This is a genomic window from Candidatus Zixiibacteriota bacterium (assembly GCA_020853795.1).
GTDB lineage: Bacteria > Zixibacteria > MSB-5A5 > CAIYYT01 > CAIYYT01 > JADJGC01.
Window position 1 is genome coordinate 1 of record JADYYF010000140.1, and the last position, 26,027, is coordinate 26,027.

The 26,027-nt window shown below is 58.0% G+C and carries 22 protein-coding genes; 3 read left to right on the plus strand and 19 right to left on the minus strand.

Annotated elements, in window-relative coordinates:
* Positions 1–103: 103 nt before the first annotated feature.
* From IT585_11100 to ndhC, 15 genes are all read right to left on the minus strand, one after another.
* Positions 104–1,090, minus strand: a complete 987-nt coding sequence (locus tag IT585_11100; GenBank protein ID MCC6963787.1) for a TerC family protein — start codon at positions 1,088–1,090, stop codon at positions 104–106.
* A 437-nt stretch (positions 1,091–1,527) separates the two neighbouring features.
* On the minus strand, positions 1,528–3,312 hold the full coding sequence (locus IT585_11105; GenBank protein MCC6963788.1) for a serine/threonine protein kinase: 1,785 nt from the start codon (positions 3,310–3,312) through the stop codon (positions 1,528–1,530).
* Between the two features lie 249 nt (positions 3,313–3,561).
* Positions 3,562–4,467 (minus strand): CBS domain-containing protein, encoded by a 906-nt coding sequence (locus IT585_11110; protein ID MCC6963789.1) that lies wholly within the window; start codon positions 4,465–4,467, stop codon positions 3,562–3,564.
* Entirely contained in the window at positions 4,464–5,099 is a 636-nt protein-coding gene (locus tag IT585_11115) for a DUF502 domain-containing protein (protein ID MCC6963790.1), read from the minus strand. Before IT585_11115 ends, IT585_11110 begins: the two co-directional genes overlap by 4 nt.
* A gap of 58 nt (positions 5,100–5,157) precedes the next feature.
* Positions 5,158–6,636: an NADH-quinone oxidoreductase subunit N gene (locus tag IT585_11120; protein MCC6963791.1), complete on the minus strand. Its 1,479-nt coding sequence runs from the start codon at positions 6,634–6,636 to the stop codon at positions 5,158–5,160.
* A gap of 3 nt (positions 6,637–6,639) precedes the next feature.
* A complete protein-coding gene (locus tag IT585_11125; GenBank protein MCC6963792.1) occupies positions 6,640–8,127 on the minus strand; it encodes an NADH-quinone oxidoreductase subunit M in 1,488 nt (495 codons plus the stop codon).
* Between the two features lie 24 nt (positions 8,128–8,151).
* The gene (nuoL, locus tag IT585_11130) at positions 8,152–10,071 is read right to left on the minus strand and encodes an NADH-quinone oxidoreductase subunit L (GenBank protein ID MCC6963793.1); all 1,920 of its coding nucleotides are present in this window, start codon (positions 10,069–10,071) and stop codon (positions 8,152–8,154) included.
* A gap of 3 nt (positions 10,072–10,074) precedes the next feature.
* Positions 10,075–10,380: an NADH-quinone oxidoreductase subunit NuoK gene (nuoK, locus tag IT585_11135; protein ID MCC6963794.1), complete on the minus strand. Its 306-nt coding sequence runs from the start codon at positions 10,378–10,380 to the stop codon at positions 10,075–10,077.
* A 10-nt stretch (positions 10,381–10,390) separates the two neighbouring features.
* Positions 10,391–10,888 (minus strand): NADH-quinone oxidoreductase subunit J, encoded by a 498-nt coding sequence (locus IT585_11140; protein ID MCC6963795.1) that lies wholly within the window; start codon positions 10,886–10,888, stop codon positions 10,391–10,393.
* A 2-nt stretch (positions 10,889–10,890) separates the two neighbouring features.
* Positions 10,891–11,505, minus strand: a complete 615-nt coding sequence (locus tag IT585_11145; GenBank protein ID MCC6963796.1) for an NADH-quinone oxidoreductase subunit I — start codon at positions 11,503–11,505, stop codon at positions 10,891–10,893.
* Between the two features lie 9 nt (positions 11,506–11,514).
* Entirely contained in the window at positions 11,515–12,555 is a 1,041-nt protein-coding gene (nuoH, locus tag IT585_11150) for an NADH-quinone oxidoreductase subunit NuoH (GenBank protein MCC6963797.1), read from the minus strand.
* A 6-nt stretch (positions 12,556–12,561) separates the two neighbouring features.
* The gene (locus tag IT585_11155) at positions 12,562–13,677 is read right to left on the minus strand and encodes an NADH-quinone oxidoreductase subunit D (protein MCC6963798.1); all 1,116 of its coding nucleotides are present in this window, start codon (positions 13,675–13,677) and stop codon (positions 12,562–12,564) included.
* On the minus strand, positions 13,674–14,150 hold the full coding sequence (locus tag IT585_11160) for an NADH-quinone oxidoreductase subunit C (GenBank protein ID MCC6963799.1): 477 nt from the start codon (positions 14,148–14,150) through the stop codon (positions 13,674–13,676). Before IT585_11160 ends, IT585_11155 begins: the two co-directional genes overlap by 4 nt.
* Complete coding sequence (locus IT585_11165; GenBank protein MCC6963800.1) at positions 14,143–14,664, minus strand: NADH-quinone oxidoreductase subunit B; 522 nt, start codon at positions 14,662–14,664, stop codon at positions 14,143–14,145. The genes IT585_11160 and IT585_11165 overlap by 8 nt, the downstream gene beginning before the upstream one ends.
* On the minus strand, positions 14,655–15,014 hold the full coding sequence (gene ndhC, locus IT585_11170; protein ID MCC6963801.1) for an NADH-quinone oxidoreductase subunit A: 360 nt from the start codon (positions 15,012–15,014) through the stop codon (positions 14,655–14,657). Before ndhC ends, IT585_11165 begins: the two co-directional genes overlap by 10 nt.
* 422 nt (positions 15,015–15,436) lie before the next feature.
* On the opposite strand from ndhC, the gene IT585_11175 reads away from it, so the two are divergent.
* Positions 15,437–17,929 (plus strand): tail fiber domain-containing protein, encoded by a 2,493-nt coding sequence (locus tag IT585_11175; GenBank protein ID MCC6963802.1) that lies wholly within the window; start codon positions 15,437–15,439, stop codon positions 17,927–17,929.
* A gap of 257 nt (positions 17,930–18,186) precedes the next feature.
* The gene (gene mtaB / locus IT585_11180) at positions 18,187–19,497 is read left to right on the plus strand and encodes a tRNA (N(6)-L-threonylcarbamoyladenosine(37)-C(2))-methylthiotransferase MtaB (GenBank protein ID MCC6963803.1); all 1,311 of its coding nucleotides are present in this window, start codon (positions 18,187–18,189) and stop codon (positions 19,495–19,497) included.
* A gap of 28 nt (positions 19,498–19,525) precedes the next feature.
* On the opposite strand, the gene IT585_11185 is transcribed toward mtaB, so the two are convergent.
* The 4 genes from IT585_11185 to IT585_11200 all read right to left on the minus strand — a co-directional run bounded on the left by IT585_11185 (position 19,526) and on the right by IT585_11200 (position 25,276).
* A complete protein-coding gene (locus IT585_11185) occupies positions 19,526–21,544 on the minus strand; it encodes a DUF2723 domain-containing protein (protein MCC6963804.1) in 2,019 nt (672 codons plus the stop codon).
* 162 nt (positions 21,545–21,706) lie between these two features.
* Positions 21,707–22,435: a hypothetical protein gene (locus IT585_11190; GenBank protein ID MCC6963805.1), complete on the minus strand. Its 729-nt coding sequence runs from the start codon at positions 22,433–22,435 to the stop codon at positions 21,707–21,709.
* Positions 22,436–22,665: 230 nt separating this feature from the next.
* Positions 22,666–23,937: an asparagine synthetase B gene (locus IT585_11195; protein ID MCC6963806.1), complete on the minus strand. Its 1,272-nt coding sequence runs from the start codon at positions 23,935–23,937 to the stop codon at positions 22,666–22,668.
* A gap of 64 nt (positions 23,938–24,001) precedes the next feature.
* Positions 24,002–25,276, minus strand: a complete 1,275-nt coding sequence (locus IT585_11200; GenBank protein ID MCC6963807.1) for a replication-associated recombination protein A — start codon at positions 25,274–25,276, stop codon at positions 24,002–24,004.
* Positions 25,277–25,528: 252 nt separating this feature from the next.
* On the opposite strand from IT585_11200, the gene IT585_11205 reads away from it, so the two are divergent.
* Complete coding sequence (locus IT585_11205; GenBank protein MCC6963808.1) at positions 25,529–25,942, plus strand: hypothetical protein; 414 nt, start codon at positions 25,529–25,531, stop codon at positions 25,940–25,942.
* The last annotated feature ends 85 nt before the right edge of the window (positions 25,943–26,027 follow it).

Below are 26,027 nucleotides of genomic sequence, written 5' to 3' on the forward strand. Positions count from 1 at the left end.
CGCAGCGGCAGAGCGCTGGGCGAGATTCGAGGGGCTTTCCAACCCACTTTTCACATTGAATGAGCGGAGGAGTTTGCCTGGATTTGGGCGAGTAGGCGAGCTGCTACGGTAGTTGATCATTGGAGGCGGCAGAAGTGGTCTGCTCTGAATCAGCGTTGATCGCCCTATCGCCTGTGCCTTCCGGCTGTTCCGGGATCAGGAAGGAGACGAGGATTGAGCTGCCGATGGTGACGACGATGACGCCGAGGGAGATGACGGTCGGGATTTTGTACCAGTCGGCGATCAGCATCTTGACGCCGACATAGGCGAGCACGATCGAGAGTCCGACTTTGAGGTAGCGGAATTTGTAGAACATCCCGGAGAGCGCGAAGTAGAACGAGCGCAGACCGAGGATGGCGAAGACGTTGGACGTATAGACGATGAAGGTGTCCTGGGTGATGGCGAGAATCGCCGGGATCGAGTCGACGGCGAAGACGAGGTCGGTCGATTCGATCATCAGGAGCACGAGAAACATCGGCGTGGCAAATAGACGGTGATTGATGCGGGTGAAGAACTTTCCTTCCACATAGTTGGGTGTCACCGGAAAGATCTTCCGCGCCAGCTTGATGATCGGATTCTTCTCCGGCTCGACGTGCTGGTCGCTGGAGAAAAGCATCTTGATGCCGGTGAAGACCAGGAAGGCGCCGAAGACGTAGATGATCCAGTGGAATTTGGAGATCAGGGCAATGCCGCCGGCGATCATGATGGCACGCATGATGAGGGCGCCAAGAATGCCCCAGTAGAGCACGCGATGCTGCAAGGTGGGCGAGACCTTGAAGTATGAAAAGATCAGTAGGAAGACGAACAGGTTGTCGAGACTGAGCGACAACTCGATTAAATAGCCGGTAAGAAACTCGAGTCCCTTGTGATGGCTTTTGAAGATGAAGACGCCTGCGCAAAAGAAAAGCGCGAGCGAAATCCAGACGGCGCACCAGATGAGGGCTTCTTTCATCTTGACGGCATGGGAACGGCGATGGAAAATGCCGAGGTCGATGATCAGCATCAGCAGGACGAAGGCGATAAATCCGCCCCAGAGGAGAAACTGAGTCATAACGTCCGGCAAGTATGGTAGATAGCACGGGAAGAAGCAAGGTGAAATCGGGGTGGGAAGTAACCCGACCGCAATCGCTCGTTCCTCGGGAGGCTGCACAGGCGGGGGGGCAGCGAAGGGCAACACGGGGCAAGTGCCGTCAGGAGGGGATTCCTGACGGCGCTGCTGGAAGGCCCTCACCCCTGCCCCTCTCCCAGCGGGGAGAGGGGAATTGAAGTTCATTCGCGCCGGCGGGGCGGCGATGAAGCGAAGATTGCTTCGTCGCGGTGGAGGACGGAGCGATTGGAAAGAGCACGGTCGCTCCTCGCAATGACACGTCGATGCTTGGTGAAGTCTTCCGGTAACGGGGCCGTGGGGAGCCGGAGGACAATCGATACAACCCCCTGGCCTCCTTTGCTTGTGGGGGAATGAAGGTGGGGCGAATGCTGAGTGAGGTTCTAGTCTCCCTTGTGGACAAAGATGCTGAAAGCCTTGATGACGGTATCCGCAAACACCGGAGTTGCGGGTTGGTGGTCGAGATCAGCGAGGGCGATGGTTGTGGGAGCTGCAGCAAAGCGCAACTCGCTTCCCGTTGCTTCCGGAAAGGCCGGTACAAGAGATGCCATCGATGTTGGAGAGCCGGCATTTTCGATTGCTTCCGGTTTTCCGGGAGCGGCCTCATAGAATTTCGCATCTTGAAAGTGCTCGGTTGTTAGTCGGGCCAGCAGCGAATGAGAACCGGACATGCCGGCCAGCAGCGAGTCAAGGTCGATACAGGCGATGAAGGCTAGGGATTCGTCGCCCATATAGTATTGCGACTCGCACACCAAGCCGATACTCGAAGGCAGTGAGTCGACGCTGAGAACGATTGTCGCCCGCAAGAGCAGCAAAGGGTCGCGCTGCTGGAGTTCAGCGGGAATGATATGGGCGCCGGTAATGCGCAGGTTGAAGAGGCTCCGTTCTTCGCCGATGTCAACATTACTATTATCGAGCAGGCAGCGACTCCGGTAGTAAAGATGCGTTGCCGGATCCTGCGGATTTTCGTGAATCAATTCAATCAGCTTGGGGGCGAGGCGCGGCCAATCCTGCGCTATCTCCCAGGCAGGTTTGCCGGTCGCGATACTTGTTTCGAGCGTTTGGACGATTTGTTGGTGATCCGAGGTACTCTTTTGCCTCGACAGAAGCAGGCCGGCGATGGAACTGATTAAGAGGAGCGGAGCGACAATCAGAGAGATCCCCAGCGCATGGCGGCGCGAGAACTTCAGCGTGCGGCGAACGAAGCCTTCGCGTTTGGCAACGATTGGCCTGCCGGCGAGGACTGAGCGCAGATCGTTTGCGAGATCGAGAGCGGATTGATAGCGGCGCGAAGGATCCTGGTGCATTGCGGTCATGAGCACCGTCTCCAGATCACGCGGAATCTGCGGGCACCGTTTGCGCGCCGGCACGGCCTGTCCAGCGAGGAGCTGCGAGACATACGACTCCTGAGAATCGCCGTCGAAAGGCAGCGCGAGAGTCAGCGCTTCGTACATGGTCACGCCGAGGGAGTAGATGTCGGTTCGCTTATCCACGCGAGCGCGATGGGCCGACAACAATTCGGGGGACATGTACTTGATCGTGCCGATAAAATCCCCGGCCTGAGTCATCCGGGTCATGTCATCCGCGTGCGCGATACCGAAGTCAGTGAGTTTGAAAGTTCGTTCAACACCGCAGACGAGGATGTTGTGGGGCTTGATATCCCGATGAATGAACCCCTTGGAGTGGACGTATTCGAGAGCCTCGGCGATGGTCACGAACCTCTCGACCGTTTGTCGAATGTAGCTGTTACTTTTTGATGCGGAGGCGCGGTACTCGGACCTGGTGTCAGATTTCAGATGTTCGATGTCAGCGGCGAGGGCGGCTCCTTCCGCCAGTTCCATCGCGAAGTACTGGTATCCGCGTTCTTCGCCGCGGCTGTAGACGCTGATGATATGGGGGTGCTCTAATTGACCGGCGATCCAGGCCTCGCGCGCGAATCGCCTCTGAGCTGAAGCGGCAGCGCCCCATGATGGCTTGAGAATTTTCAGCGCGACGATGCGCCGCATGTTTTCGTCGTAGGCGCGGCAGACAGTTCCCATGCCACCTGAGCCGATCACGCTCTCGATGCGAAAAGAGCCCAGTCTGTCGATCGGCAGGCATTCACCCTGAGGGGAGTTTTCGGATGACGGCGTCGTCTGGGTCTCAGCAAGGTGTTCGTCGTCACTCATGCGGGTGTTTTCACTCATTATATATTGACAATTTAGTCCATTGATTGCCAGTAACAACTCCTTTTTCAAACAATAGGCCAATTGCCGACCGCTCGGAACGCCCGAGAGCTTGCGGCTTGGAACACGAGGAGCCGGAGCTCCGGCAACTTAAAGCGAGTGAGAAGGAAATTGATGTGCGCAGAAGAGGTAATAATTGCAGACCCAGTAGTCGGGATCGCGGGAATCCTGACCTACAGGGTTCGAGTTGCGCTAGCCCCGGATGATTTTGGAGACGATATCGGAGATGACGACGACGCCGACGAGTTTGTCGTCGCGGACGACCGGCACCATGCGGAGATTCTTGAAGATCATCAGGGCAGCGAGTTCGACGACGGGAGTGTCTTCGGTGGTGGTCGCGACCTCCTTGGTCATGATCTGACCGACAGTCTTCTTCTCAGTCGCTTTGAGCAAATCGTCAAACGGCATCTGATTAGGGGCCATCGAGAGATTCTGAATCAGCGACTTGTAGTCGGGCAGAGCGGCGTGGATCAGGTCACGATTGGAGACGATACCGATGACGCGCTGCTGTTCGTCGACGACCGGCATCGAGCCGATGCGATGTTTGTAGAAAAGGTTGGCAACTTCCTTGAGCGTGACATCCGGTTTCACGCAATGCACTTTTTCGACCATGATATCGCGGACGAGCAGGTCGCGGTCAACTTTCACATCCGATTCCGACACGACGTCAATAACCTCCAGCGGAGTTTGAGTTTCCAGCATCTTCTTCAGGTGTTCGCCATTGCGGGCGAGCCGGGCAAAGGCGGAGAGAGTCTGCAAATAGAGTTGCGAAATGTTCGAGGGGGTGAGCATGAGACAGACGCAGCGCAGCGCGACGCCGTCGGGAGTCTTGTCGGACAGGCCGCGTTTGCTGATACCGAGGGCGATATACATGCGTTGGACTTCGTCGGTGCGCGCGTGGGGAAACGCGAAGCCGTGGCCGTAGGCGGTGTTCTCGATGCGTTCGCGTTCCTCGATGGCGGCATGGATTTTGTCGCGGTCGAGGAGCGGGAAGCGTTCGATGATGCGGTCGAGCAGATACGCGATTGCTTCCCTTTTAGTCGTGGCCGGCATATCGGCGACGACCAGTTCCTCGGAGAGCAGCTTAGAGAGCTTCATACGTTGGTCACGCCTCCGGAGGAACGAGGTGTGAGCACCTCGGGACGGACGATGCCGCCGGAGACGATGAACTTGACCGCTTCCTCCACACTCATATTCGTCGGATAGACTTCCTCTTTCTTGACAATGACCGTGAAGCCGGTAAAGGGCGTCGGCGTCGACGGGACGAACACTGCGACATAAGGATTCTCGCTGAAGTTGTCAAGTTGAACCTCGGAAGTCGCGAAAGCGAAGACGTACATACCGGGTCGCGGATAGGCGACGATGACGACGCGCTGGAAGAGGTTTTCGCGCGGATCGGTGACGGACTGTAGGAGTTGTTTCGAGGCGACATGGACGGTCCGGACGAGCGGGACGCGGCTGAGCAGGTTATCCCAGACGTTGACGAGCTGACGGCCGAGCACGGCCTGGGTCAGAATGCCGGTGACGACGATCAGCACCAGGACAATCAGAATGCCGAGACCGGGGATATCGTGACCGAGGTAGCGGACGAGCAGGGGCGAGAGGATACCGTCGACGGAGCTAAGCAAGAAGCGGAGGACGACGAAAGTGATAATCAGGGGGACGATTACCAGAACGCCGGAGACCAGGTACTGCTTGAATTTGTTTCGAATACTACCGTCGGAGCTCATGCAATTGTGCCACTCGGGCACAAACGATACTAAGAAAAAGCGACGATGATGTCAACTGCTAAAAGGGGAAGGCTTCAAACGCTTGGCTGGCGAAGCGAATCACCGGTTCGGGATAGAGACCGAAGAGGATCGTGCCAACGGTGGTGAGCGCGAGCGTGATCGTCAACGGGCCGTCGAATTGCGCTTTCGCGAACGCGACTTCCCGTTTGGCGAAGTACATCTGTTTGAGAATGCGCGCGTAGTAGTAGAGCGCGATCACGGAGGTGAGCACTCCAATCATCACCAGCCAGGGGTATTGCTTCCAGGCGGCGAGGAAAACGTAGTACTTGGCGAAAAAGCCGACCAACGGGGGAATGCCGGCCAGCGACAGCAGGAAGATCATGAACAACAAGGAGAGCGCGGGGGCATCCTTGGCGAGACCTTCGTAATCTTTGATCTCGTAGGAGCCGTAGTTCTTTTCGAAGGCAATCGCACAAGCGAAGGCACCCATGTTGGCGAAGAGATAAGCAAGCATGTAGAACATGATCGAGGCCGGGCCGTAAGGGGGATCGTTCTGCGTCAAGGGCAAGGCGACGAAGCCGACGAGCAGATAGCCGGCATGGGCGATCGAGGAATAAGCCAACATGCGCTTAACGTTCGGCTGCAGGACGGCGGTGATGTTGCCGACGATCATCGCGGCGGCAGCGAGCACGGCGACCATCATGCCCCAGTAGAATTCATTGAAGGTCGGCAACGCGCTGTAGAACACGCGCGCAAACGCCGCCACTCCGGCGCCTTTGGAGGCAACGGACAGGAACGAGGTAATGGCGGTCGGCGCGCCTTCGTAGACATCGGGCGCCCACATGTGGAACGGCACGAGCGCGAGCTTGAAGCCGAAGCCGGCGATCATCATCACCATCGCGATCAGGAGCGCGAGGTTGAGGTCATTGGTGGCCTGGAGCATGCCGATCGACTGCTCGAGCAGACGATTCAGCGAGATCGACAGGAAGGTCGACCCGGTGAGGCCATAGATCAGCGAGATACCGTAGAGCAAAATCGCGGAGGAGACGGCGCCGAGGATCAGGTATTTCAGGCCGGCCTCCGAAGAGGTCAGGCGGTCTTTGCGATAGGCGGCGAGGACGAACAGCGGAATGGTGGTCAACTCGAGAGCGACATAGAGCGTGATCAGCTCGTTGGTCGAAACGAGGACCATCATGCCGACCGTCGAGAGCAGGACGAGCGAGAAGAATTCGCCGTGGTCGGCGGTCAGGCGCTTCATCAACTGGCCGGAAGAGGCGGCCGCGAAGAAGGCGGCGCAAAGGAAGATCATCTTGAAGAAGGCGCCGAAGCGATCGACGAAGAAGGTGCCGCCGAAAGCGACGCCGTAACCCGTCACGGGAATCGCGAACGCAGTGACAACGAGGCCGAGCATGGTCAGGTAGATCAGGCCAAAGCCGTTGGCCGCAGCGGTCTGCTTGCGGCGGATGCCGACGATCAACATCAGCATCGACCAGCAGAACAGGATGATTTCCGGCAGCATCAACCGCAAGTCGTCCATTGCCTACCTCGACACCATCACGACGATATTCTGCAGCGTGGCGGAGATCATGTTTACCAGCGGCGCGGGATAGACGCCGAGCGCGATGGTCAGAATGAGCAATGGCGCGACGGCGAGGATTTCGCGGGCATTGATTTCGGTCAGACCGGCCCACTTGACGTTGAACTCACCGAGGAACATGCGCTGAACCATGCGGAGAATGTAGCCGGCGGTCAGGACGACGCCGATGACGGCGATGCCGGTGATGACCTGGTACTTCGGGAAGGCGCCGATGAAGACCATGAATTCGGCGACGAAGCCGGACATGCCGGGGAGGCCGAGCGAGGCCATCGCGAAGACGGTCATCAAGGCCGTGTACACCGGCAGTTTGGAGCCGAGACCGCCAAAGGCTGCGATCTCGCGGGTATGGGCGCGGTCGTAGAGCACGCCGACGAGCAAGAAGAGGGCGCCGGTGATCAGGCCGTGGCTGAACATTTGGAAGATGCAGCCGGCGATGCCGGTGATATGGGCGTTGCCGGAGGGATCGATGAAGAAGACCGCCATTCCGAGGATGCAGTAGCCCATATGCGAAACGGACGAATACGCGACCAGCTTCTTGAGATCCTTCTGTGCCATCGAGACGAGCGCGCCGTAGATGATGCCGATCACGCCAAGGATGGCAAAGGGATAGGCGAAATATTGTGTGCCGTAGGGGAGCATCGGGTAGCTGATGCGCAGGAAACCGTACGTCCCCATTTTCAGCAGCACGCCGGCCAGGATGATCGAGACGGCGGTGGGCGCTTCGACGTGCGCGTCGGGCAACCAGGTATGGAACGGGAAGATCGGCACCTTGATGGCGAAGGCGAGGAAGAAGAACACCCAGACGAGGATTTGCATCGAGTGGGCGTAGTTTGGCGCCTGCGCGATCAGTTCGAGCATATCGAGCGAGCCGGTCGTGAGGTAGAGGATCAGGATTCCGACCAGCATGAAGATCGAGCCGAAGAGCGTATAGAGGAAGAACTTGATTGCGGCGTACTCCTTGCGCGGACCGCCCCAGATGCCGATCAGGAAGTACATCGGAACGAGCATCACTTCCCAGAAGACATAGAATAAGAAGAAGTCGAGGGCGGCGAAGACGCCGATCATGCCGGCTTCCAGCAGCAGGAAGAACGCAAAGTACTCTTTGACGCGGTTGTGAATATGGAACGAGACGATCAGGGAAATCGTGGACAGCAGAGCCGTCAGGAACAGCATCGGCACTGAGAGGCCGTCGACGCCGAGGAAGTACTGGATCTTCAATGACGGAATCCAGGAAAACTTCTCGACGAACTGCATGTCGGCGGTCGAGCCGTCATATTCAAAGACGAGAATCAGCGACAGGATCAGCGGGATGACGCTGATCAAGGTGGAGGTCCACTTGATCAGATCATGCTTCTCCTTGGGAAGCAGCATCACGACCGCCATCCCGATGATGGGGACGAAAATCATGAAGCTTAGAATCGGAAAGTCCATATTACAACTCCTGCCTGAAGCAGACTACACAACTCGAACGATGAGCATCAACACGATCCCGAAGAGGATGAAGAAGCCGTAGAATTGGACGCGGCCGGTCTGGAACTGGCGGATAAACGCGCCAAAAGCCCAGATGGTGTAGCCGAGTCCGTTAACGGCGCCGTCGACGATGTGTTGATCGAACCACTGCTTAACATCAGACAACCAAACCGTGAACTTGCCGAAGGCATTGACGATCCAGTCGATTACACCGCCGTCGAAGGTCCAGAGCCAATCGGTGAGCTTGAGCACCGGATTGATGATGGCGGCCTGATAGATTTCATCGAAGTACCACTTATTGTAAAGCAACGTATAGACGCCTTTGAATTTCGCGCCGAGCGCCTGGGGCGAGATCGACCGTTTGATATACATCAGGTATGCCAGGCCGATGCCGCTGAGGGCGACGAGGGTCGAGATCAGCATGACGCTGATGTGGACCTCGGCATGATGCGGCTCGCCGTGGAAAGCGAAGGACGAGTAGCCGTGCGAAAGCCAGGGGATCGCCACCCAGCCAGCACAAACGGAGAGCACGGCCAGCACGATCAACGGCCAGGTCATGACGCCGGGAGATTCGTGGGCATGATCGAACGAGTGGTGATCGCGCGGTTTACCGAAGAAGGTGAGAAAGATCAGCCGGAACATGTAGAAGGCGGTCATGAAGGCGACGAGCAAGGTCAGCACCATGAAGACGGGATGACCGAGCGTGGCGGCGACGATTTCGTCCTTCGACCAGAAACCGGAGAGCGGGAAGATGCCGGCGATCGAGAGGGTCGCGATCAGCATGGTCCAGTAGGTGCGGGGCATTTTCTGGCGCAGGTTCCCCATCAACTGAATGTCCTGGGTGTGAGCGGCATGAATCACCGAGCCGGCACAGAGGAACAAGCAGGCCTTGAAGAAGGCGTGAGTCATCAGGTGCAAGGTGCCGGCGGTGAAGGAGCCAAGGCCGAGGGCCATGATCATATAGCCAAGCTGGCTGACGGTGGAATAGGCGAGGATGCGCTTGATATCATTCTGAACGAGCGCAATCGACGCCGCAAGCAGCGAGGTGATAATGCCGATGGTGGCGACCACCATCGCGGCACCGGGACTGTGGACGAACAGCTCGAACGTGCGCGCGACGAGGTAGACACCGGCAGCAACCATGGTAGCGGCGTGGATCAACGCCGAGACCGGTGTCGGACCTTCCATCGCGTCCGGGAGCCAGACGTGCAACGGGAACTGGGCGGATTTGCCGATGGCGCCGCAGAAGATTGCGATGCCGGCGAAAGTCAGGATGGCGGGTGGAATCACACCGCCGGCAACGGACTGGAAAACTTCCTGATAGTTCAGGGTGCCGCAGTAGGCGGCAAGCAGGATGACGCCGATGAGGAAGCCGAAGTCGCCGATGCGGGTGGTGATGAATGCTTTCTTGCCGGCGTCGGAAGCGGACTTTTTCTCGAACCAGAAACCGATCAGCAGGTACGAGGTCAGGCCGACCAGTTCCCAGAAGACGAAGATCAGGAAGAAGTTGTTTGCCAGCACGAGGCCGAGCATCGAGAACGTGAACAATGACAAGTAGGCATAGAAGCGCGAGTAGCGCGGGTCGCCGTGCATGTAGCCGAGCGAATAGATCTGGACGAGCATCGAGACAGTGGTCACGACGACAAGCATGATGGCGGTGAGCGCGTCGATCCAGATGCCGACTTCCATCTTCAAAGTCGGGAACACCGCCCAGGCGGCCGAGAGCTCGAACGGGGTATTGTCGCCGATCTGGCGGAACAGAAGCGCCACGGCGTAGAGGAAGCCGATCGCGATGGCGCCGATAGACAATCCGGCCGAGAGCTTGCGGTTGTTATGCGTGAAGAAGACGATGAGCGCAAAGGCGGTCAACGGCAGTACGGGGATGATCCAGCTCAGTTCACGCATGCGTCACCACTTCATCAGGTTGATGTTGTCCACGAACACGTCGCGGAAGTTGCGATAGATCAGGAGCACGATCGCGAGGCCGACGGTGACTTCCGCGGCGGCGATGACGATCGTGAAGACGGCAAAGACCTGTCCGGTAAAGTCGCTCGGAGTGATGTAGCGGTTGAAGGCGACGAGGTTGATGTTCACGGAATTGAACATCAGCTCGATCGACATCAGCAGGCCGATGGCGTTGCGGCGCGTGAGGGCGCCGAAGAAGCCGATGCCGAAAAGGATGGCGGCGAGCGAGAGATAATGACCGAGTCCGATTTCCATAACCTCAGGTTCTCCGGGCAATCACAATAGCGCCGATCAGGGCCGCCAGCAGGACGACCGAGACGATTTCAAAGGGTACGACATAGGTCGTCAGCAGCAATTGGCCGAGTGACTTGACGGTCTGCTCGGGTACTGCGGCGGTTTTCAAATTCCAGATCGACTTGCCGAGGCCGAAGACGGTAATCGCGATGAAGAGTAAGGTGGCGATCAGCGCCAGCGGTGTTTGTTCATTCTGTTGTTTGATGCCAACGCCGGAAACGCGGGCGGTAAGCATGATCGCAAAGATCATCAGTACCGAGACAGCGCCGACGTAGATCAGTACCTGGACGGCGGCGATGAAGTCCGCACCGAGCAAGACGTAGATGCCGGCGACGGAGAACATGCAGATGACCAGCATCAGGGCGCAGTGGAAGATGTCGCGCAACGTGACAACAAGAATACCCGAAACCACGATCATAAAGGCAAAGAGGTAGAACAGGTACGGGATGAATCCGGATTCCATGATCAGGCACCCTCTCCCTTCTGGTCGGTGGCGGTATCGGCGGCCGGTGGAGCTTGCGGCGCGGCCGGAGTCACCGCCGGCTTCGGCATCGTGGCGATATCGGCCGGGCTGGTTGTGGCGATCGCCGGCGTTGCCGGTTTGGGCGCGGCCTTCTTGGCGGTCGGGACGTAGTCGACGTCGCGCCCCAGTTCCTGCAGCCGATGGACGTCGTAATCGAGGCTGGCCTTGTCATAGGCGGAGAACTCGTACTTCGGCGTCAGCTTGATCGCGTCGAAATTGCAGGCTTCCTCACAGAGGCCGCAGTAGCAGCAAATCGTATTGTCGATGTTAAAGGAATCCAATTTCCAGCGTTTGTCCTCGCCACGGTGGCGCTGGATGCGAATCGCGCCGACGGGACAGGCCTTCGCGCAGAGGATGCAGGCGGTGCAGTTGAGTTCGCCGGTTTCCTTGTCCGAGAGCAGCACGACGACGCCGCGCGAGCGTTCCGGCATTTCCCACCGCTCGGTTGGATACTGCAAGGTAATGGCGCGACTGAACAGGTGGCGCAGAGTTACGCCGAGACCGATCAGAAGATTTTTGATCCCGGAGAAGAAGCCGATATTGTAGGCCGTCGTCATAACTCTTCCCTACCCTCGCAGCACGTATTCCAGCAGGCCGGAGATGATCAGATTGAGAAACGCCAGCGGCAACAGGACTTTCCAGCAGAATTCCATAAGCTGGTCGACGCGTAGGCGCGGATAGGTCCACTTAAACCAGATGATCAAAAAGATCACAAAGGTCGTCTTGAGGATAAACCAGAGCCAAGACGGCAGGAACGGTCCCTGCCAACCACCGAGGAAGAGGGTCGTGGCGATCGCCGCGACCAGGAACAGATTCAGGAATTCGGCGAGGAAGAACATGGCGAACTTCATGCCGGAGTATTCGATGTTGAATCCGGCGACAAGTTCCTGCTCGGCCTCGGGGATGTCAAACGGCGCGCGGTTGGTCTCGGCGGTAGCCGCGATCAGGTAGATGAGGAAACCGAGCGGCTGGCGGAAGACAAACCACTGATAGATTTTTTCCTGTGCTTCCACGATGGCGACCATCGAGAGCGACCCAACGATCATGACGACGCCGAGGACGGAAAGCGTCAGGGGGACTTCGTAGCTGACGATTTGTGCGGCAGAGCGCATGCCGCCGAGGAGCGCGTACTTGTTGTTCGACGACCAGCCGGCCATCAGCAACGAAATGACGACAAAGGTTGTGATCGACAGGATATAGAGAATGCCGATGTTGAGATCAGTCGGGATCAGCCCCTCACCCCACGGGATGGCGGCGAAGGCGGCATAGGAGGAGACAAAGCAGATCACCGGCGCCCAGAAGAAGACCTTGCGGTCGACGGACCGGGGGATGATGTCTTCCTTCTGAATCAGCTTGATGGCATCGGCGATCGTCTGCAGCCAGCCGTGCCAGCCGGTGCGCATCGGGCCGAAGCGCTGCTGGAAGTGACCGGAGAGCTTGCGTTCCCACCAGACCAGGAACAGCACTACCAGCAGACACATGGCAATGACGACAGCGGCCGCGACGAGCATTTCCAGCAGTTGGGCGACCCAAAGCGGCAGGCCGATCCACTCGACGAGGGCGAGCAGTTGCTTTTCGAGCCAGGCCAGGATAGAAGTCAGTTCCATAGCAGTTTACCGGTCAACCTCGGGGAGAATGACATCAAGCGAGGCGAAGGTCGCGACCAGATCGGCGATCATCATTCCGGGCGCGATCGCGGGAATCATCTGGGTGTGATTGAATGACCCGCCGCGGAGTTTGACTCGATACGGTTTGGCTGAGCCGTCCGAGACGATATGGCAGCCCATCTCACCGCGGGCGTTTTCGATACGCGCGTAAGCTTCGCCGACCGGCGGCTTGAACACGCCTTTGAGTTTGGCCTTAATCTCACCTTGCGGCAGTTGGTCGAGCGCCTGGCGGACGATTTCGTTCGATTGGCGCAGTTCCTTGACGCGCACCATGTAGCGATCCCAAGTGTCGCCAACGGTGCCGGTCGGAATCTCGAACTTAAAGCGGTCGTAAATCGAATACGGATCGTCACGGCGCAAATCCCACTTGATACCAGAGGCGCGAAGTACCGGGCCGGACGCGGCGTACTTGACGGCGATATCCTCTGAGACGATACCGACGTTCTTGGTGCGGGCCAGGAAGATCGGGTTCTCGGTCAGGATAGCCTCGTAGTCGTCGACCCGATGCTGGAAGGTGTCGACGAATTTGCGCGCCAGCGGCAAGAAATCCTCAGGGATGTCGGCATTGACGCCGCCGACGCGAATGTAATTGTAGGTCAGGCGCTGGCCAGCGGTCATTTCGAAGAGGTCCATGATTTGTTCGCGCTCGCGCAAACAGTAGAGAAACGGCGTGATGGCGCCGAGGTCGAGCGAGAAGGTGCCGAGAAAGATCAGGTGCGAGGCAATGCGATTGAACTCGAGCATGATGACGCGCAGGTACTCGGCGCGCTCGGGGACTTCGACACCGGCGACGCGTTCGGTCGCCAGGCAGAAGACCTCTTCGGCGGCCATCGCGGTGACGTACTCGAAGCGATCGAGCAGCGGGATGCACTGCGCGTAGGTACGGTTCTCGCAAATCTTCTCGATTGCACGGTGGAGATAACCGATGTAGGGAGTGGCGTGAACGATATTCTCGCCGTTCATTCGCAGCATGAGCCGGAGCACCCCGTGCGTCGACGGGTGCTGGGGACCCATGTTGACTTCAAACTCTTCGGAGTATTGCGTCGGCGTCGCTTCGTTCATTGTACTTCAGGCATCCTGATAAAGTCCTCACCTTCCCAATCCCGCAGCATCGGGTTGCCCTGATTCCAGTCATCCGGCAGGAGGAAACGGCGCAAATCCGGATGGCCAACGAAGTCGACGCCGAACAATTCCCAGATTTCGCGTTCGAACCAATTGGCCGCCGGCAGGATGTGCTGAATCGAATTGATCTTGCCGCCGATACGCTCGACTCTGGTTTTGACGGTCAACTTGTGCTTGTATTCCAGTGAGGAAACAAAATAGACGATTTCAATGTGATCGGTGCGATCAATGCCGGAGATTGCTGAGAGGTAATTCATCTTTAAGTCCGCATTTTCCGCCAGGAAGGCGAACAATTCGGACACGATCGCGGGATCGACGGTGGCGGCTGTTTGCGGCGGCACCATATCCAGCGCGGTGACTTGTCCGGGAAAGCGCTGGGTGAGAAGCTGGGTGATGGTCGCGGTGTCAGCCACGGATGTCGGAACTCCATTCTCCCAGTTTCTGCTTTTTGATCTTCTGCTGGAGTTTCAGACAAGCCTCAAGCAGCGATTCGGGGCGCGGCGGGCAGCCCGGCAGGTAGACATCTACAGGAATGACCTTATCGACGCCCTTGAGGACAGCATAAGTATCGTAATGGAAGGGGCCGCCGTTGCAGGCGCAACCGCCCATGGCGATGACATAGCGCGGCTCAGCCATCTGCTCATAGAGCAGCTTGACGCGCGGAGCCATCTTGTGCGTAATGGTACCGGCGACGAACATCAGATCAGCCTGGCGCGGCGAGGCGCGGAAGAACATGCCGAAGCGATCAAAGTCATAGCGTGACGCACCGGTGCACATCATCTCGATCGCGCAACAGGCGGTGCCAAAGAGCAGGTACCAAAGGGACGAAGCGCGACCCTCGTTGAGAACCTTCTCCAAAGAGGTAGCGACGACCGTTCCCATCGGCATGCGTTCGAGGACGACCGGCAGCTTCGAAATCACGCCCATTTCAGTACTCCCTTCTTCCAGGCCCAGACTAGTCCGATCAGGAGGATGCCGATGAATATCAGCATCTCGATCAGCGCAAAGAGACCGAGCGACCGGTAGACGACGGCCCACGGGAAGAGGAAGATAACTTCCACATCAAATATCACAAACAGGAGTGCAAAGATATAGAATCGAGGGTTGTATTGAATCCAAGCAGTGCCGATCGGTTTTTCGCCACATTCATAGTTGGAGAGCTTTGGATCTGACGGGCGGTGAGGACGGACAAGTTTGGCGATCCAGAGTGTAATCAGGACGAAAACTACCCCAAGTATCAAGAATATGCCGACAGGGGCAAAGCTTCCCAAGTTCATACCAATCTCTCCAAAAGCACTGGCATTTGTGATTTACTTCACAAGTAAATCAAGACCAAACGCCACTTATTTAGTCGGTAATTAACTAACCAGCTTTAGTTTGTCAAGGCATTTTTCGATAATTTGCTCTATTTAAAGAGGAGTAAGTTTAGTATATCTTTGTGAAAACTTGTTAACTAATTGTTGGATTGTGTCTTATGTTATCAGCGGCTTCCGAGTGCGAGTGAGTGATTACTTACATCAATTTAGGACTTTTCACATCCTAATTATCATCAAGATCCGACGATATTATAACAATATAGATTATATAGATAGATATTCATTTACATAATCGCCAGAGCGGTTTATATTGGGGCAAGCAACTGGTTCCAGAATTCCAAACCCATTTTATTCCTGAGTTTCCCCACCGGGAGGAGTCGAGTATGCAGCGTTCGGTTAGCAGTATTGCGGTCGGTCTGCTCGTGATTGGGCTATTGATTTCTTCAGCGACAGCGACGGTGCCGGTTTTGATTGGACATTCAGGTCGATTGCTCGACAGCGACGACGCGCCAATCAGCGGGACGATTGACATCACCTACGCGATCTTTGAAACACCGGCGGGCGGTACGGCGTTGTGGACCGAAACGCATCCCAACGTGGCGGTCACCAACGGTTTGTTCAGCGTCACCTTAGGTTCGATTGTGCCACTGACGACGGACATTGTTGCCGGCAGCGGCGGTGGCGGCGGCGGAGCAATCGCGCTCGAACGATATCTTGAGGTTCGGATTGGCGGCGATCCGCCGATTTCGCCGCGGACCCGCCTGGCGGCGGCGCCGTATGCGGTAGCGGCGGGAAGAGTTGACGGCGACATCAAGACGGGACCGGGGATCGTTATAGTTGGCGATACAATGAGCAACGCCTATGCGACCTTCGGAGAGAAGGTACAGGCCGGGCTTCATGCTGCCGGCAGCGCGCTTGCTTCGGGCGCAGCATTGATCACGAGCGAGTGTGAATCCGGCAGTGGGAATGCGCGGCTGGCAATCAAGACCAAGGGGACGAGCGCTCATCGATCAGTCGTCAGCTCGACGAACCAGGACTCGGCCACGACGGTCGTGGAGGCCGACCTTGACGGCGACGGCATCGCGGAGAACAGTGTTTCTTCGAGTGTTGATGGCAGTGGCGCGAATCGCCGAGTTGAGAGTCTCAGCATTGGCTCCAGCGGCGAGGACGGCGTGGAAGTCACTCTGCGCTGCAAGCCCGATTCGGTGATTGAAATGAGTTCCCTGTCCGAAGGATTGACGGTCATGTCGTCCTATACTGCCAAGCAGGGTTCGACCGGCCGGACCAAGCGTACGGCTGCCTTCGCTCTTGACGGTTCGCGCTCGCAGGACGACGAAGTCGTCAGCATCTTTGGTGGCGCACAGCGAAGACTGGAAGTACACAACATTGGATCGAGCGGTCAGGACGGCATTTCCGAGTTGCGCTGCACGCCCGATTCGATTGTGGCCGAGAACAGCGTTGTGGTTGCCGGCGAAGTCGTAACGCAGTCGTATACGGCCAGACAGGGCAAGACCGGCTCGGCGAGCGGAAAGCGGACCATCAACCCGGGCGGCGGGAGCAGTGAAACTGAAGAGGTTTGCGACACGGGCGGGGTCTCATTGAAGTTGAAAATTGATTCTACTCCAGCGCGGATCAGTACCAATATTACAATTGGCAAGCAGACCCAGAGCGCGAGCTTCGGGCAGAGATATGATAGTGACGGCGACGGGATTCCCGAGGGCGAGATTGCACAGAGTGTGACACCGACGACCTGCGGCGTCGCGATCAATCAGAAAGGCACCGGCGCGGACAAGAACCGCGTCGTCATCCAGACGACGTCCTCTGGATTAAGTCCCGGTGCATCGACAGCGCTTCAGTCGGATTCTGATGGCGACAGCGTGCCGGAAAGCGAGATCGCTCAGTTCGTGACGCCAACGACTTGTGGCGTCGCGATCAATCAAAAGGGAACGGGCGCGGCGAAGGGCCGGACAATCGGCAGTTCTTGTGATGACAGCTCCGCGGTTCAGGTGATCGAAGTTGATGACGACGGAGATGGAATTGTCGAAGGCCGCGGGATTATCAGCGTGAAGGCGGCGACAGGCACGGGTTCAACGTCGGCCTCCAGCCATTTAAGCTGTGATCCCAACGAAGACGGCACGCCCGACAGCGAGATTTCGCAGATTGTGACGCCGACAACCTGCTCCGTCGCGATCAAATCGAAGGGCACTGGAGCGGACAAGAACCGCACGATTAGTTCGAGCTGTGACGGCGATGAGGCACTCCACGTTCTGACGGCGGATGACGACAACGATGGGTTGATTGACCGGGGCGTGACGAGTTCAGTTGATACGGCGACGGCCCAGGTGGTTGCCAGCGGCAGCGATATTGGCGTGGCAATGAAGGTCAAGAACAAAGGCGTGGTCAAAGGCAACGTCACCGTCAATAATGCGAACAAAGTGATGATTGATTTCGACTCTGACGGGCTGGGTTATGTCGACAGCTCGCTGGGCGTCGGAGTTGCTCCCAGCCATCGAATCGACGTCGCCGGCGGCGCATACTGCGACGGCACCGACTGGGTAAACGCTTCAGATGCCAATGCCAAGGAGAATTTTAAAAAGGTAAACGGCGCGGAGCTGCTGGATCAGATCGCCGACCTCGAAATCACCAAGTGGAATTACCGAGGTGATGCCGGATCTCAGCACATCGGGCCGACGGCGCAGGATTTTCAGAAAGCGTTCGGTGTGGGGTCGGATGGAAAGTCGATTTCGACGATTGATCCATCCGGGATCGCGCTGGCGGCAATCAAGGAACTGTATGCGCAGTTAAAGCAGAAGGATCAGGAAGTAGAAGCGCTGCGCCAGGAATTGGCGAAGCTGCGGCGCGAACTGAAGAAGTAAGAGCACGCACACAAGCGTCGCTGTAGAGGAAGGCCCGGCGTCGAGAGTGACGCCGGGCTTTTTCGTCTTGCCTGCGGGAGCCTGGAATTGTTCTGCGGTGCTTCTTCCCCTTCGTACTGCATACCCGCCGCACCTCGTGTCACCACCGGCAGGCTTGACCGGAGGCGGCCCGAAACGTATATTCGCGAAGTCTACGAAGACGCGTGAGCGGCGGGAATGATGGCGACGCGCAAGCGGACAGACGCGAGGAAACCTGAGTGCCAAAAGCATCATTACATACTTTGGGCTGCCGACTGAATCAGGCGGAGACGGCGATCATCGCCAACAGCCTGGCCGCACGCGGATACGAGATCGTCGAGTTCGGCGAGACCGCAGAAGTGACGGTGATCAACACCTGCACGGTGACTGAGCAGGCGGACGCCAAGTGCCGGCAGGCGGTACGGCAGGCGCTGCGGGTAAATCCGGCAGCCTTCGTGGCCGTCGTCGGGTGTTATGCGCAGCACAGCGTCAGCGCCATCGCGGCAATTCCGGGGGTGGACTTGGTGATCGGGAATGAGCATAAGCTGCGGGTGGGGGAATTCCTCGGTACGTTGCAGAAGCGACCGGCGGCGGAGATCGTTCATTCGCTGCGTTTGCCGGAGACCGAATTCACGATCGAGACGGCCGGGCTGTATAGCTTCAACACACGCGCGAACCTGAAGATTCAGGACGGGTGCAATCACTTCTGTTCCTTTTGCATTATCCCAACGGTGCGCGGGCGGGCCCGAAGCCGGCAATTTGAGGATATCATGCGCGAGGCGCGCAGTCTGGCAGCGGCGGGACATCGCGAATTGGTGCTGACGGGCGTGAACATCGGTACCTACAAAAACGACGGCAAGACGCTGCTGAAGATCATCGAGGGGCTGGAGACCGTTGACGGGGTGGAACGAATCCGGATCAGCTCGATCGAGCCGACGACGATCGGCATGGAGCTGGTGCGGTACATGGCGACTTCGCCGAAGCTGTGCCGCTACCTGCACATCCCGATCCAGAGCGGCGATGACCGGATTTTGCGCGCGATGCGGCGTAAGCACACGATCGCGCCGTTTGCGAAGTTCATCGAATGGACGGTCAAGCAAGTGCCCGAGATCGGACTCGGTACGGACGTGATGGTGGGCTTCCCCGGCGAAACGGATCAGGAGTTTGCCAACACCCGCGAGATGCTGACCGAGCTGCCGTTTGCCTATTTCCATGTCTTCACTTATTCCGACCGGCCGGGCACGCCGTCGTACGCGTTGAAACCGAAGGTTCCCCATCAAGTCAAGAAGGAGCGGACGCGGAACTTGATCGAGTTGAGCGCGCGGAAGCGGCGGGCATTCGGCGCCGCCTATCTCGGACGAACGGCTGAAGTGTTGTTTGAGACGATCGAAGGCGAGCGTTGGGCGGGCTATACAGACAATTATCTGCGCGTGCATGTTGACAGCGAAACGCCGCTGGAGAATCAGGTTCTGCCGATACGTTTGACTGCCCTTTCAAGAGACGGCCTGATCGGCGAAGTCGCGACGGGCTCCAAGGCGACGGTAGCATAACAGCTCGACGCTTTTCCCGGCCCGGCTTTTACTGCAGCTTACCCAAGATTTCCTCGACCTCGTCAACGCGGTAGTTCGCTTGAAGGCAGCGCTGAAACGCGGCAATGGCTGCGGCGGCCTCGCCGCGCTGTGCATAGAGCAAGCCGAGCTGGAAGTTGACGGGCGCGTGGTCAGGGACGAGGTCGTGCAGCTCTTCATACAGCTTAAGTGCCTGCGGGAGATCACGCGCAGTCAAGGCATCGGCAGCGCGCATGGCGGTGATTTGGAAACGGGCCTCGACGTTGGTGGCATCCAGAGTGAGAATTTCCTCAAAGGTTTTTCGCGCAGCGGCGCGGTCATCAAGTCGCAAACTGACGTGACCCAATCCCGCCAGAAACTGCAGTCGTTCACTGCGGCGCAGCGAGGGGTCGTTGACGACCGACTCCAGCAGACGGCGAGCAGCCGGCAATCTGTCGGCAGCCACCAAGGCGGCAGCGAGAGCGCTGACGGTTGATGGTTCGCGCGTCGCCTGCACCAGCTGAGAGGCCTGAACGACGAGACGGTCGGATTCGGCCGGATCAGTGGAACGCGCCTGATCGGCCAGGGCGAGCAGGTAAACGCAATAAAGAGCGGCTTCTTTGGGATCATAGATTGCCGGGGGTGAATTCCACGGAAGGAGCAGCGGCTTCCCGGCGAGAGCAGCGATAAGCGAAGAGTCTTTGACGTAGACCAGGTCGAGAGGGGTGAGATCCGTGCGCAGGCGGGGATAGTCATTCTCGTAGTTCATCAATTCGCGCGCCATCACGATGGGAAGCGTGGTCGAGTCAAGGCCGTAGTCGAGCAGATTACGAAAGTGCGTCCAGTTGCCGGTGTCGCGATAATTGAGCAGACGCTGCAGATGCGAGAGCGTGGGGAGATGGCCGGCGACAGCGCAGTCCGGGCGATAGTTTTCAACGTAGCGGAGGTAGAGGCACGGAAACATCGAGTTGTCAGAACCGCAGAGGAGCAGTCCGCCGCCGGGCACGCGGGCGAACAGATCGCGAGCGTAGAGCTCGGAATTCGTACGGGTCGACAAGTCGCAAGTCTTCCAGTTGCCGACAACAGCGGTGACCGCGATGACGAAGGCCAGGAGCGGCGCGAGCCAGATCAAGCGGCGCAGGTGCGAAAGCTTGAAGAACAGCTCACCGATCCAGAGGCACGCCACGATGATGGTGGGCAAGAAATAAGGCGCAATGTCGGCGATGGTGTAGCTGAAGTTGAGTGCGAGATTCGCAATCACCGTCAGCGCGAGGACTACGGCGAGACGCGCATTGCGACGGAATTGGACTACGAGTCCGATCACGCCGAGTGTCAGCACGGGCACGACAAGTTCGCCTGCCAGTTGCAGTCCGAGGCGGTGGAAGTAGGGCGGCAAGTCGGCGAATTGCGGCGCCGCGAGGAAACGCTGATAGCTTTCGGCGAAGACTTGCTGCTGGAACCCGACCCAAGTCTGCGGATTGTACCAGCTCAGAATCAAGGAAGCACCGGGGCGCAGCAGCAGATAGAGATATCCGGAAAGGGCAAGCAAGAGGAACAAACCGGCCGCAACAAAATCGCGCAGGGGGACGGTGCGACGGTGCAACCAGCTTACGAGGAGGAATGCCGGAACCAGTGCGAAGATTGAGAGATGATTGGCAAGTCCGAGGCCGAGGGTAAAGGCCGAGAGATAGAAGGCAGGGCGGTCACCGGCGTGCCACCAGCGCAATAGACTCCAGAGAGCGAGCGCGACGAGGAAGGCCGAGAGCGCGTAAACCTCGAAGTCCGTGGCAACAGACCACAGCGTGCGCGTGGCGGCGAAGGCGATAGCCACGCTTAGCGCAGTAATCTGGACAGGTGCGGTTCGCTCAGCGGCGAAGGACCGCAGCACGAAGAACAGCATCAGCGCAGCGCCGGAGGCGCAGACAGCGCTCAGCAGGTTCAGAGCAACAATCGGTCGCAGAAAGAACGCCGCCCCGGCCCAGACGTTGCCGACGAGAGTCAGCAGCGGGTAACCGGGTGGATGAGCGATCTGCAGGCGCGAGGCAGCCAAGGCCAATTCGGCGCTATCGCCGACAGGGATACCGCGGCAGAGTGTCAACGCGTAGAGGATCAGGGGAACGAGAAGAGCTGCGCAGGCGCAGGCAGTGCTCAAGGAGAGGCGGGAGTGCACGCGCGCAATATAGGGAAATCGAAGCGGGAGGCAACCGTGCGATCAGCGAGCAATCGGCGAGTGCGCGGCTTTCTTCTTGGAATCCTTCTCCGTCGGCATGGTCACCGTGGTGATGGTAGAGATGATCGCCCTGGCCTTCTTGGCGCCAATGCCTTTGATCTTCTGCAGGTCTTTTTCATCGGCCGAACAAACGCCTTTCAGGGAGCCGAAGCGCGACAGCAGCAAGGTGGCATTGTCGCGGCTAATGCCCGGGATCGAGCTGAGCACCTGAATCTGCACTTCGGCATCCAGCTCCGGCAGAGGCTGATCGAGCTCGTCGCCGGTGTCGGCATCAGCCGACGCGGATTGATCGGTGGGCGAAGCGGCAAATTCAGCCTGCTTCATCATGAGCGCGATATATTTCGCGCTTTCTTCGGGTGTCGAAGAAAAGATAATCGGGATGCGATGAACGAAGGTCAAGTAAGTGATCCCGGCACGACCGGGTGTCGTGGCGGAGATCGTCGCCGCCGGTGCCGAGCCCTCGACGATGTAGATCGGATCGGGGAAGCTGCGTTTGAATTCGGGTGCGGTGCGATAGACCATTTTGTTGGCCAGTTCCGCGAGAAACGATTCGACGGTGCGGCGCACGACCGCGATGCGGCCGGCGATCAGATAGTCAATCAGGCGCACCGATGTGTAGCGAACCTGGATGCCTTCCTTTTCGAGAAACGCGGTAACTTCATTACCCTTCTCTTTGATGTTCGCGATCAAGATGTCGTTGCTTCCCGACACAAAAACCTCCAACGGTGTTGGCCAAGCTGGTCATTCAAAACTTCTTCGAGTCAGGCGTGCTGCACCAGCTTACGACGAGAGTTCGCGACGGCTGAGTGGCGACGTACTTAGGCGATGAAGGATAAACTCGTCAGGCCGACTGCAAGAGTCAGCTGATAGGTATCAGCAATTAATACGACGCCGACGGAAAATCAAGTGAAAAAAATCGCATGAGTCAAGATTGAAGCCGGTCAGGTTTTGCGCTCTTTCTTCTTGGCCGCGGGAAACAGGATGTTGTTGAGAATCAACCGGTAGCCGGGGGAGTCCTTGTGCAGGTCGAGATCGGTGGGCGGATCGCCGACCATATGCTGATAATCTTCGGGATCATGACCGCCGAGAAAAGTGAACGTACCCTTGCCATAGTTGCCGTGGACATAGCGGACTTCATCCTGCCCTTCGACTTCGCCGAGGATGGTAACGAACTTCTTCAGCAACGACTTGCGGAACGCGGTGGTTTGTCCCATGAAGCCCTTGACGACGCCGACGTGGTTTTGCACGAGCATGGTCGGGACCGGATCGAGTTTGGCGGAGAAGTCGAACAACTGGAAGTAGTCAAGATCGGGTACCGGAAAGTAAACCTGGCGATCGGGGTAGGTGTCGATGTTGGAATGTTTGTATTCGAGCGGATTCACCGACAGGGTGAAATTCTCGAAGGCGAGGCAGCGGTCGAAGTCAAGTTTCGCATTGAAGTCCGGATCGATCGGATCGCCGTCGAATTCACGCGGGACGATGTCAGTATTCTCGGCGGCCCGGGCGATGTCGAAGGTTTCGGGCGCGGAGCACATCGAGAACATGAAGCCGCCGCGAGCGACGAAGTCCTCGATGGTATTGACGACAGCTTTCTTCATATCGGAGACTTTGCGATAGCCGAGTTGGCGCGCCATCTGTTCGTTAGCCGCAACCTCCTGTTGATACCAGAGCGTGTTGCGGAAGGAATTATAGAACCGGCCGTACTGGCCGGTGAAATCCTCGTGGTGCAGATGAAGCCAGTCGTAGTCTTCGAGGCGGCCGTCGAGCACCTCGGCATCCCAGACGGTTTTGTATTCGATCTCGGCGTATTTCAGCGCGAGGGTGACGGCATCGTCCCACGGTTCTTTATTGGCCGGCGAGTAGATGGCCACGGCCGGCGCTTTCTCGAGCAACACTGACTCCATATTGTTCTCTTCGATCGTCGCGCGGATCAGAGCTTCGTCGGCGGCATTGACCTCGGTGTAGGCGACGCCACGGAGCGCGCAAATATTGCGGATGCCTTCGACGGCATCAAGCAGGAACGAGCCGCCGCGGTAGTTGAGCAGCCATTCGACGTTGCGGCCCTGGGTCAGCGACCAATAGGCGACGCCGTAGGCTTTCAGATGGTTAGTCTGTTCGCGATCCATGTAGATCAGGATCTTGTTGGCGAAGGCAGCGGGTGCCAGCAGACAAACGGCCAGCACGGCCACGATAACGATGCGCAGGTTTGTCATCGAAGATGTTATACAAGAATCGGGGTGGAAAGACTACGGGAAATTCGGGGGATGCAAGCTGCTGCTATTGGCGCTTCTTCTGGCGGAGGGTGTCCCATAATTCGAGGCGTTCCTTGATCTTCTTTTCCAGGCCGTGGTCGGTCGGGTAGTAGAAACGGCGCGTTGAGAGCTGGTCGGGCAAATCGGACTGGCCGGTGATGGCGTCGGGCTCGTCATGGGCATACCGGTAGCCGGCGCCGTAGCCGAAACCTTTCATCAGTCCGGTGACGGCGTTGCGAATGTGGTATGGGACTTCGTAGGCCGGCTCAGCTTCTACGGTTTTCATGACGCTGCCGAAGGCTTGGTAGGCGCTGTTGGATTTGGGGGCACACGCCAGGTAGATGACGGCTTCCGCGATGCCGAGTTCGCCCTCCGGAGTGCCAAGAAACTCGTAAACCTCTTTGGCATGCAGGGCGACGGCCATGGCGTTAGGATCGGCGAGACCGACATCCTCGACGGCAAAGCGGACAACGCGGCGCGCGATATAGAGCGGATCCTCGCCGGCCGACAACATGCGGGCGAGCCAGTAAAGGGCGGCATCGGGATCGGAGTCGCGCATCGATTTGTGCAGCGCGGAGATGAGATTGTAATGTTCTTCGCCCGATTTAGAGTAGAGCAAGACCTTCTTCTGCTGGACCTCAGTGATGCGCGCCAGCGTGATCTCAGCCCTTCCCTGCTCCCAATCGGGGTCGGCTTCGCACGCGAGTTCGAGCAAGGTCAGCGCCTTGCGGGCATCACCGCCGGATACCTGCAGGATGTATTCGCGGGCATCGACATGGAGCGTGATCTGTTTGCCGCCGAGGCCGCGCTCGGAATCAGCGAGGGCACGAGTGATGATGTGATCGAGATCGGCCGTATCGAGCGGCTTCAGGAGATAGACCTTAAGTCGCGACAGGAGCGCGCCGACGACTTCGAACGACGGGTTCTCCGTCGTGGCGCCGAGGAGAACGATCTTGCCTGACTCCACATATGGAAGAAAGGCATCCTGTTGGCCTTTGTTGAAGCGGTGGATTTCGTCGACAAAAAGGATGGTTCGCTTACCGTAGAGCGATTCTTCCTTCTCAGCTTCGACCATTACGGCCTTGATCTCCTTGATGCCCGAGGTGACCGCTGAAAAGAAGATGAACTTGAGTTTGAGCAAGCGCGAGATCAAGTAAGCCAGAGTGGTCTTGCCCGAACCCGGCGGGCCCCAGAAAATCGCCGAGTGGATCTTCCCCTTGTCAAGCAGAGCGCGCAGGGGCTTGCCGGGATCCATGAGATCGTGCTGGCCGACGAACTCGTCCAGTGTTTCGGGGCGCATACGTTCGGCGAGAGGCGCGTTCGTGATTTTACGCACCGGTGCTTCGTCGCCAAACAGATCGCTCACGGTAGTCCCTCCTGCCGGCAGCCGCCCGGCCGCCTCGGCGTCGATTCAGTATAGGTAAAGTCCAGCGAAGGAGCAATCACTGTAACGCCCGCTGATTTCGCGGTCAAGATGAATCTCAAGCCGGGCTCCGACTGCGCCGATACTTGACACGATAGCGGCGCAATCGGGCGCGAAGGAGTGGATGATTTGAACCGCCTGAATCAGCTGACGAAGTTTCCGGAGTTGCTGGAAGCGATTCTGTCCGGCACACCGATCGTTGCAGCGCATCCGCAGGACGAAGCGGAGCCAACGGCTGCGACGGCGAAGTCGGCCGGACGCTTCGCACTGGTGGTAGAAGCTGACGATCCGCGGATCGGGATTTTCTCGGCGTGCGCAGTGGCGAATCTCACCAACAACTTCGTAGCCGGCCGTCCGACTGAAGATGACCGGGAGTTGCTCATCGAGGTGGCCGGCTTGCTCAAGATGTTCCCGGAGACCAAGCCGGAGATTGCCAAACTGGCACAGGCGCTGGGTGAGGCGGTCGAGAATATTTCGTCGGTGATTGCATTCCTGCGCGAAGATTGCCCGGAACAAGATGAGGATGAAGAGGACGGCGATTGAGTCTATAATCAACACCAGAAAGCGTTCACGAGCCCAAAGACCAGAAGCCGGATCGTTGATCCGGCTTCTGTTTTTGTGCCCTGTC

Coding starts and splice junctions, on each gene's coding strand:
- IT585_11125 (MCC6963792.1), bottom strand. CDS start 8,127: ATGGACTTTCCGATTCTAAGCTTCATGATTTTCGTCCCCATCATCGGG.
- IT585_11200 (MCC6963807.1), bottom strand. CDS start 25,276: ATGCGCCCCGAAACACTGGACGAGTTCGTCGGCCAGCACGATCTCATG.
- IT585_11165 (MCC6963800.1), bottom strand. CDS start 14,664: ATGGGCGTGATTTCGAAGCTGCCGGTCGTCCTCGAACGCATGCCGATG.
- IT585_11175 (MCC6963802.1), top strand. CDS start 15,437: ATGCAGCGTTCGGTTAGCAGTATTGCGGTCGGTCTGCTCGTGATTGGG.
- IT585_11115 (MCC6963790.1), bottom strand. CDS start 5,099: ATGAGCTCCGACGGTAGTATTCGAAACAAATTCAAGCAGTACCTGGTC.
- IT585_11140 (MCC6963795.1), bottom strand. CDS start 10,888: ATGGAATCCGGATTCATCCCGTACCTGTTCTACCTCTTTGCCTTTATG.
- nuoL (MCC6963793.1), bottom strand. CDS start 10,071: ATGCGTGAACTGAGCTGGATCATCCCCGTACTGCCGTTGACCGCCTTT.
- ndhC (MCC6963801.1), bottom strand. CDS start 15,014: ATGAACTTGGGAAGCTTTGCCCCTGTCGGCATATTCTTGATACTTGGG.
- IT585_11105 (MCC6963788.1), bottom strand. CDS start 3,312: ATGAGTGACGACGAACACCTTGCTGAGACCCAGACGACGCCGTCATCC.
- IT585_11110 (MCC6963789.1), bottom strand. CDS start 4,467: ATGAAGCTCTCTAAGCTGCTCTCCGAGGAACTGGTCGTCGCCGATATG.
- IT585_11195 (MCC6963806.1), bottom strand. CDS start 23,937: ATGACAAACCTGCGCATCGTTATCGTGGCCGTGCTGGCCGTTTGTCTG.
- IT585_11120 (MCC6963791.1), bottom strand. CDS start 6,636: ATGGACGACTTGCGGTTGATGCTGCCGGAAATCATCCTGTTCTGCTGG.
- IT585_11155 (MCC6963798.1), bottom strand. CDS start 13,677: ATGAACGAAGCGACGCCGACGCAATACTCCGAAGAGTTTGAAGTCAAC.
- IT585_11100 (MCC6963787.1), bottom strand. CDS start 1,090: ATGACTCAGTTTCTCCTCTGGGGCGGATTTATCGCCTTCGTCCTGCTG.
- IT585_11145 (MCC6963796.1), bottom strand. CDS start 11,505: ATGACGACGGCCTACAATATCGGCTTCTTCTCCGGGATCAAAAATCTT.
- nuoH (MCC6963797.1), bottom strand. CDS start 12,555: ATGGAACTGACTTCTATCCTGGCCTGGCTCGAAAAGCAACTGCTCGCC.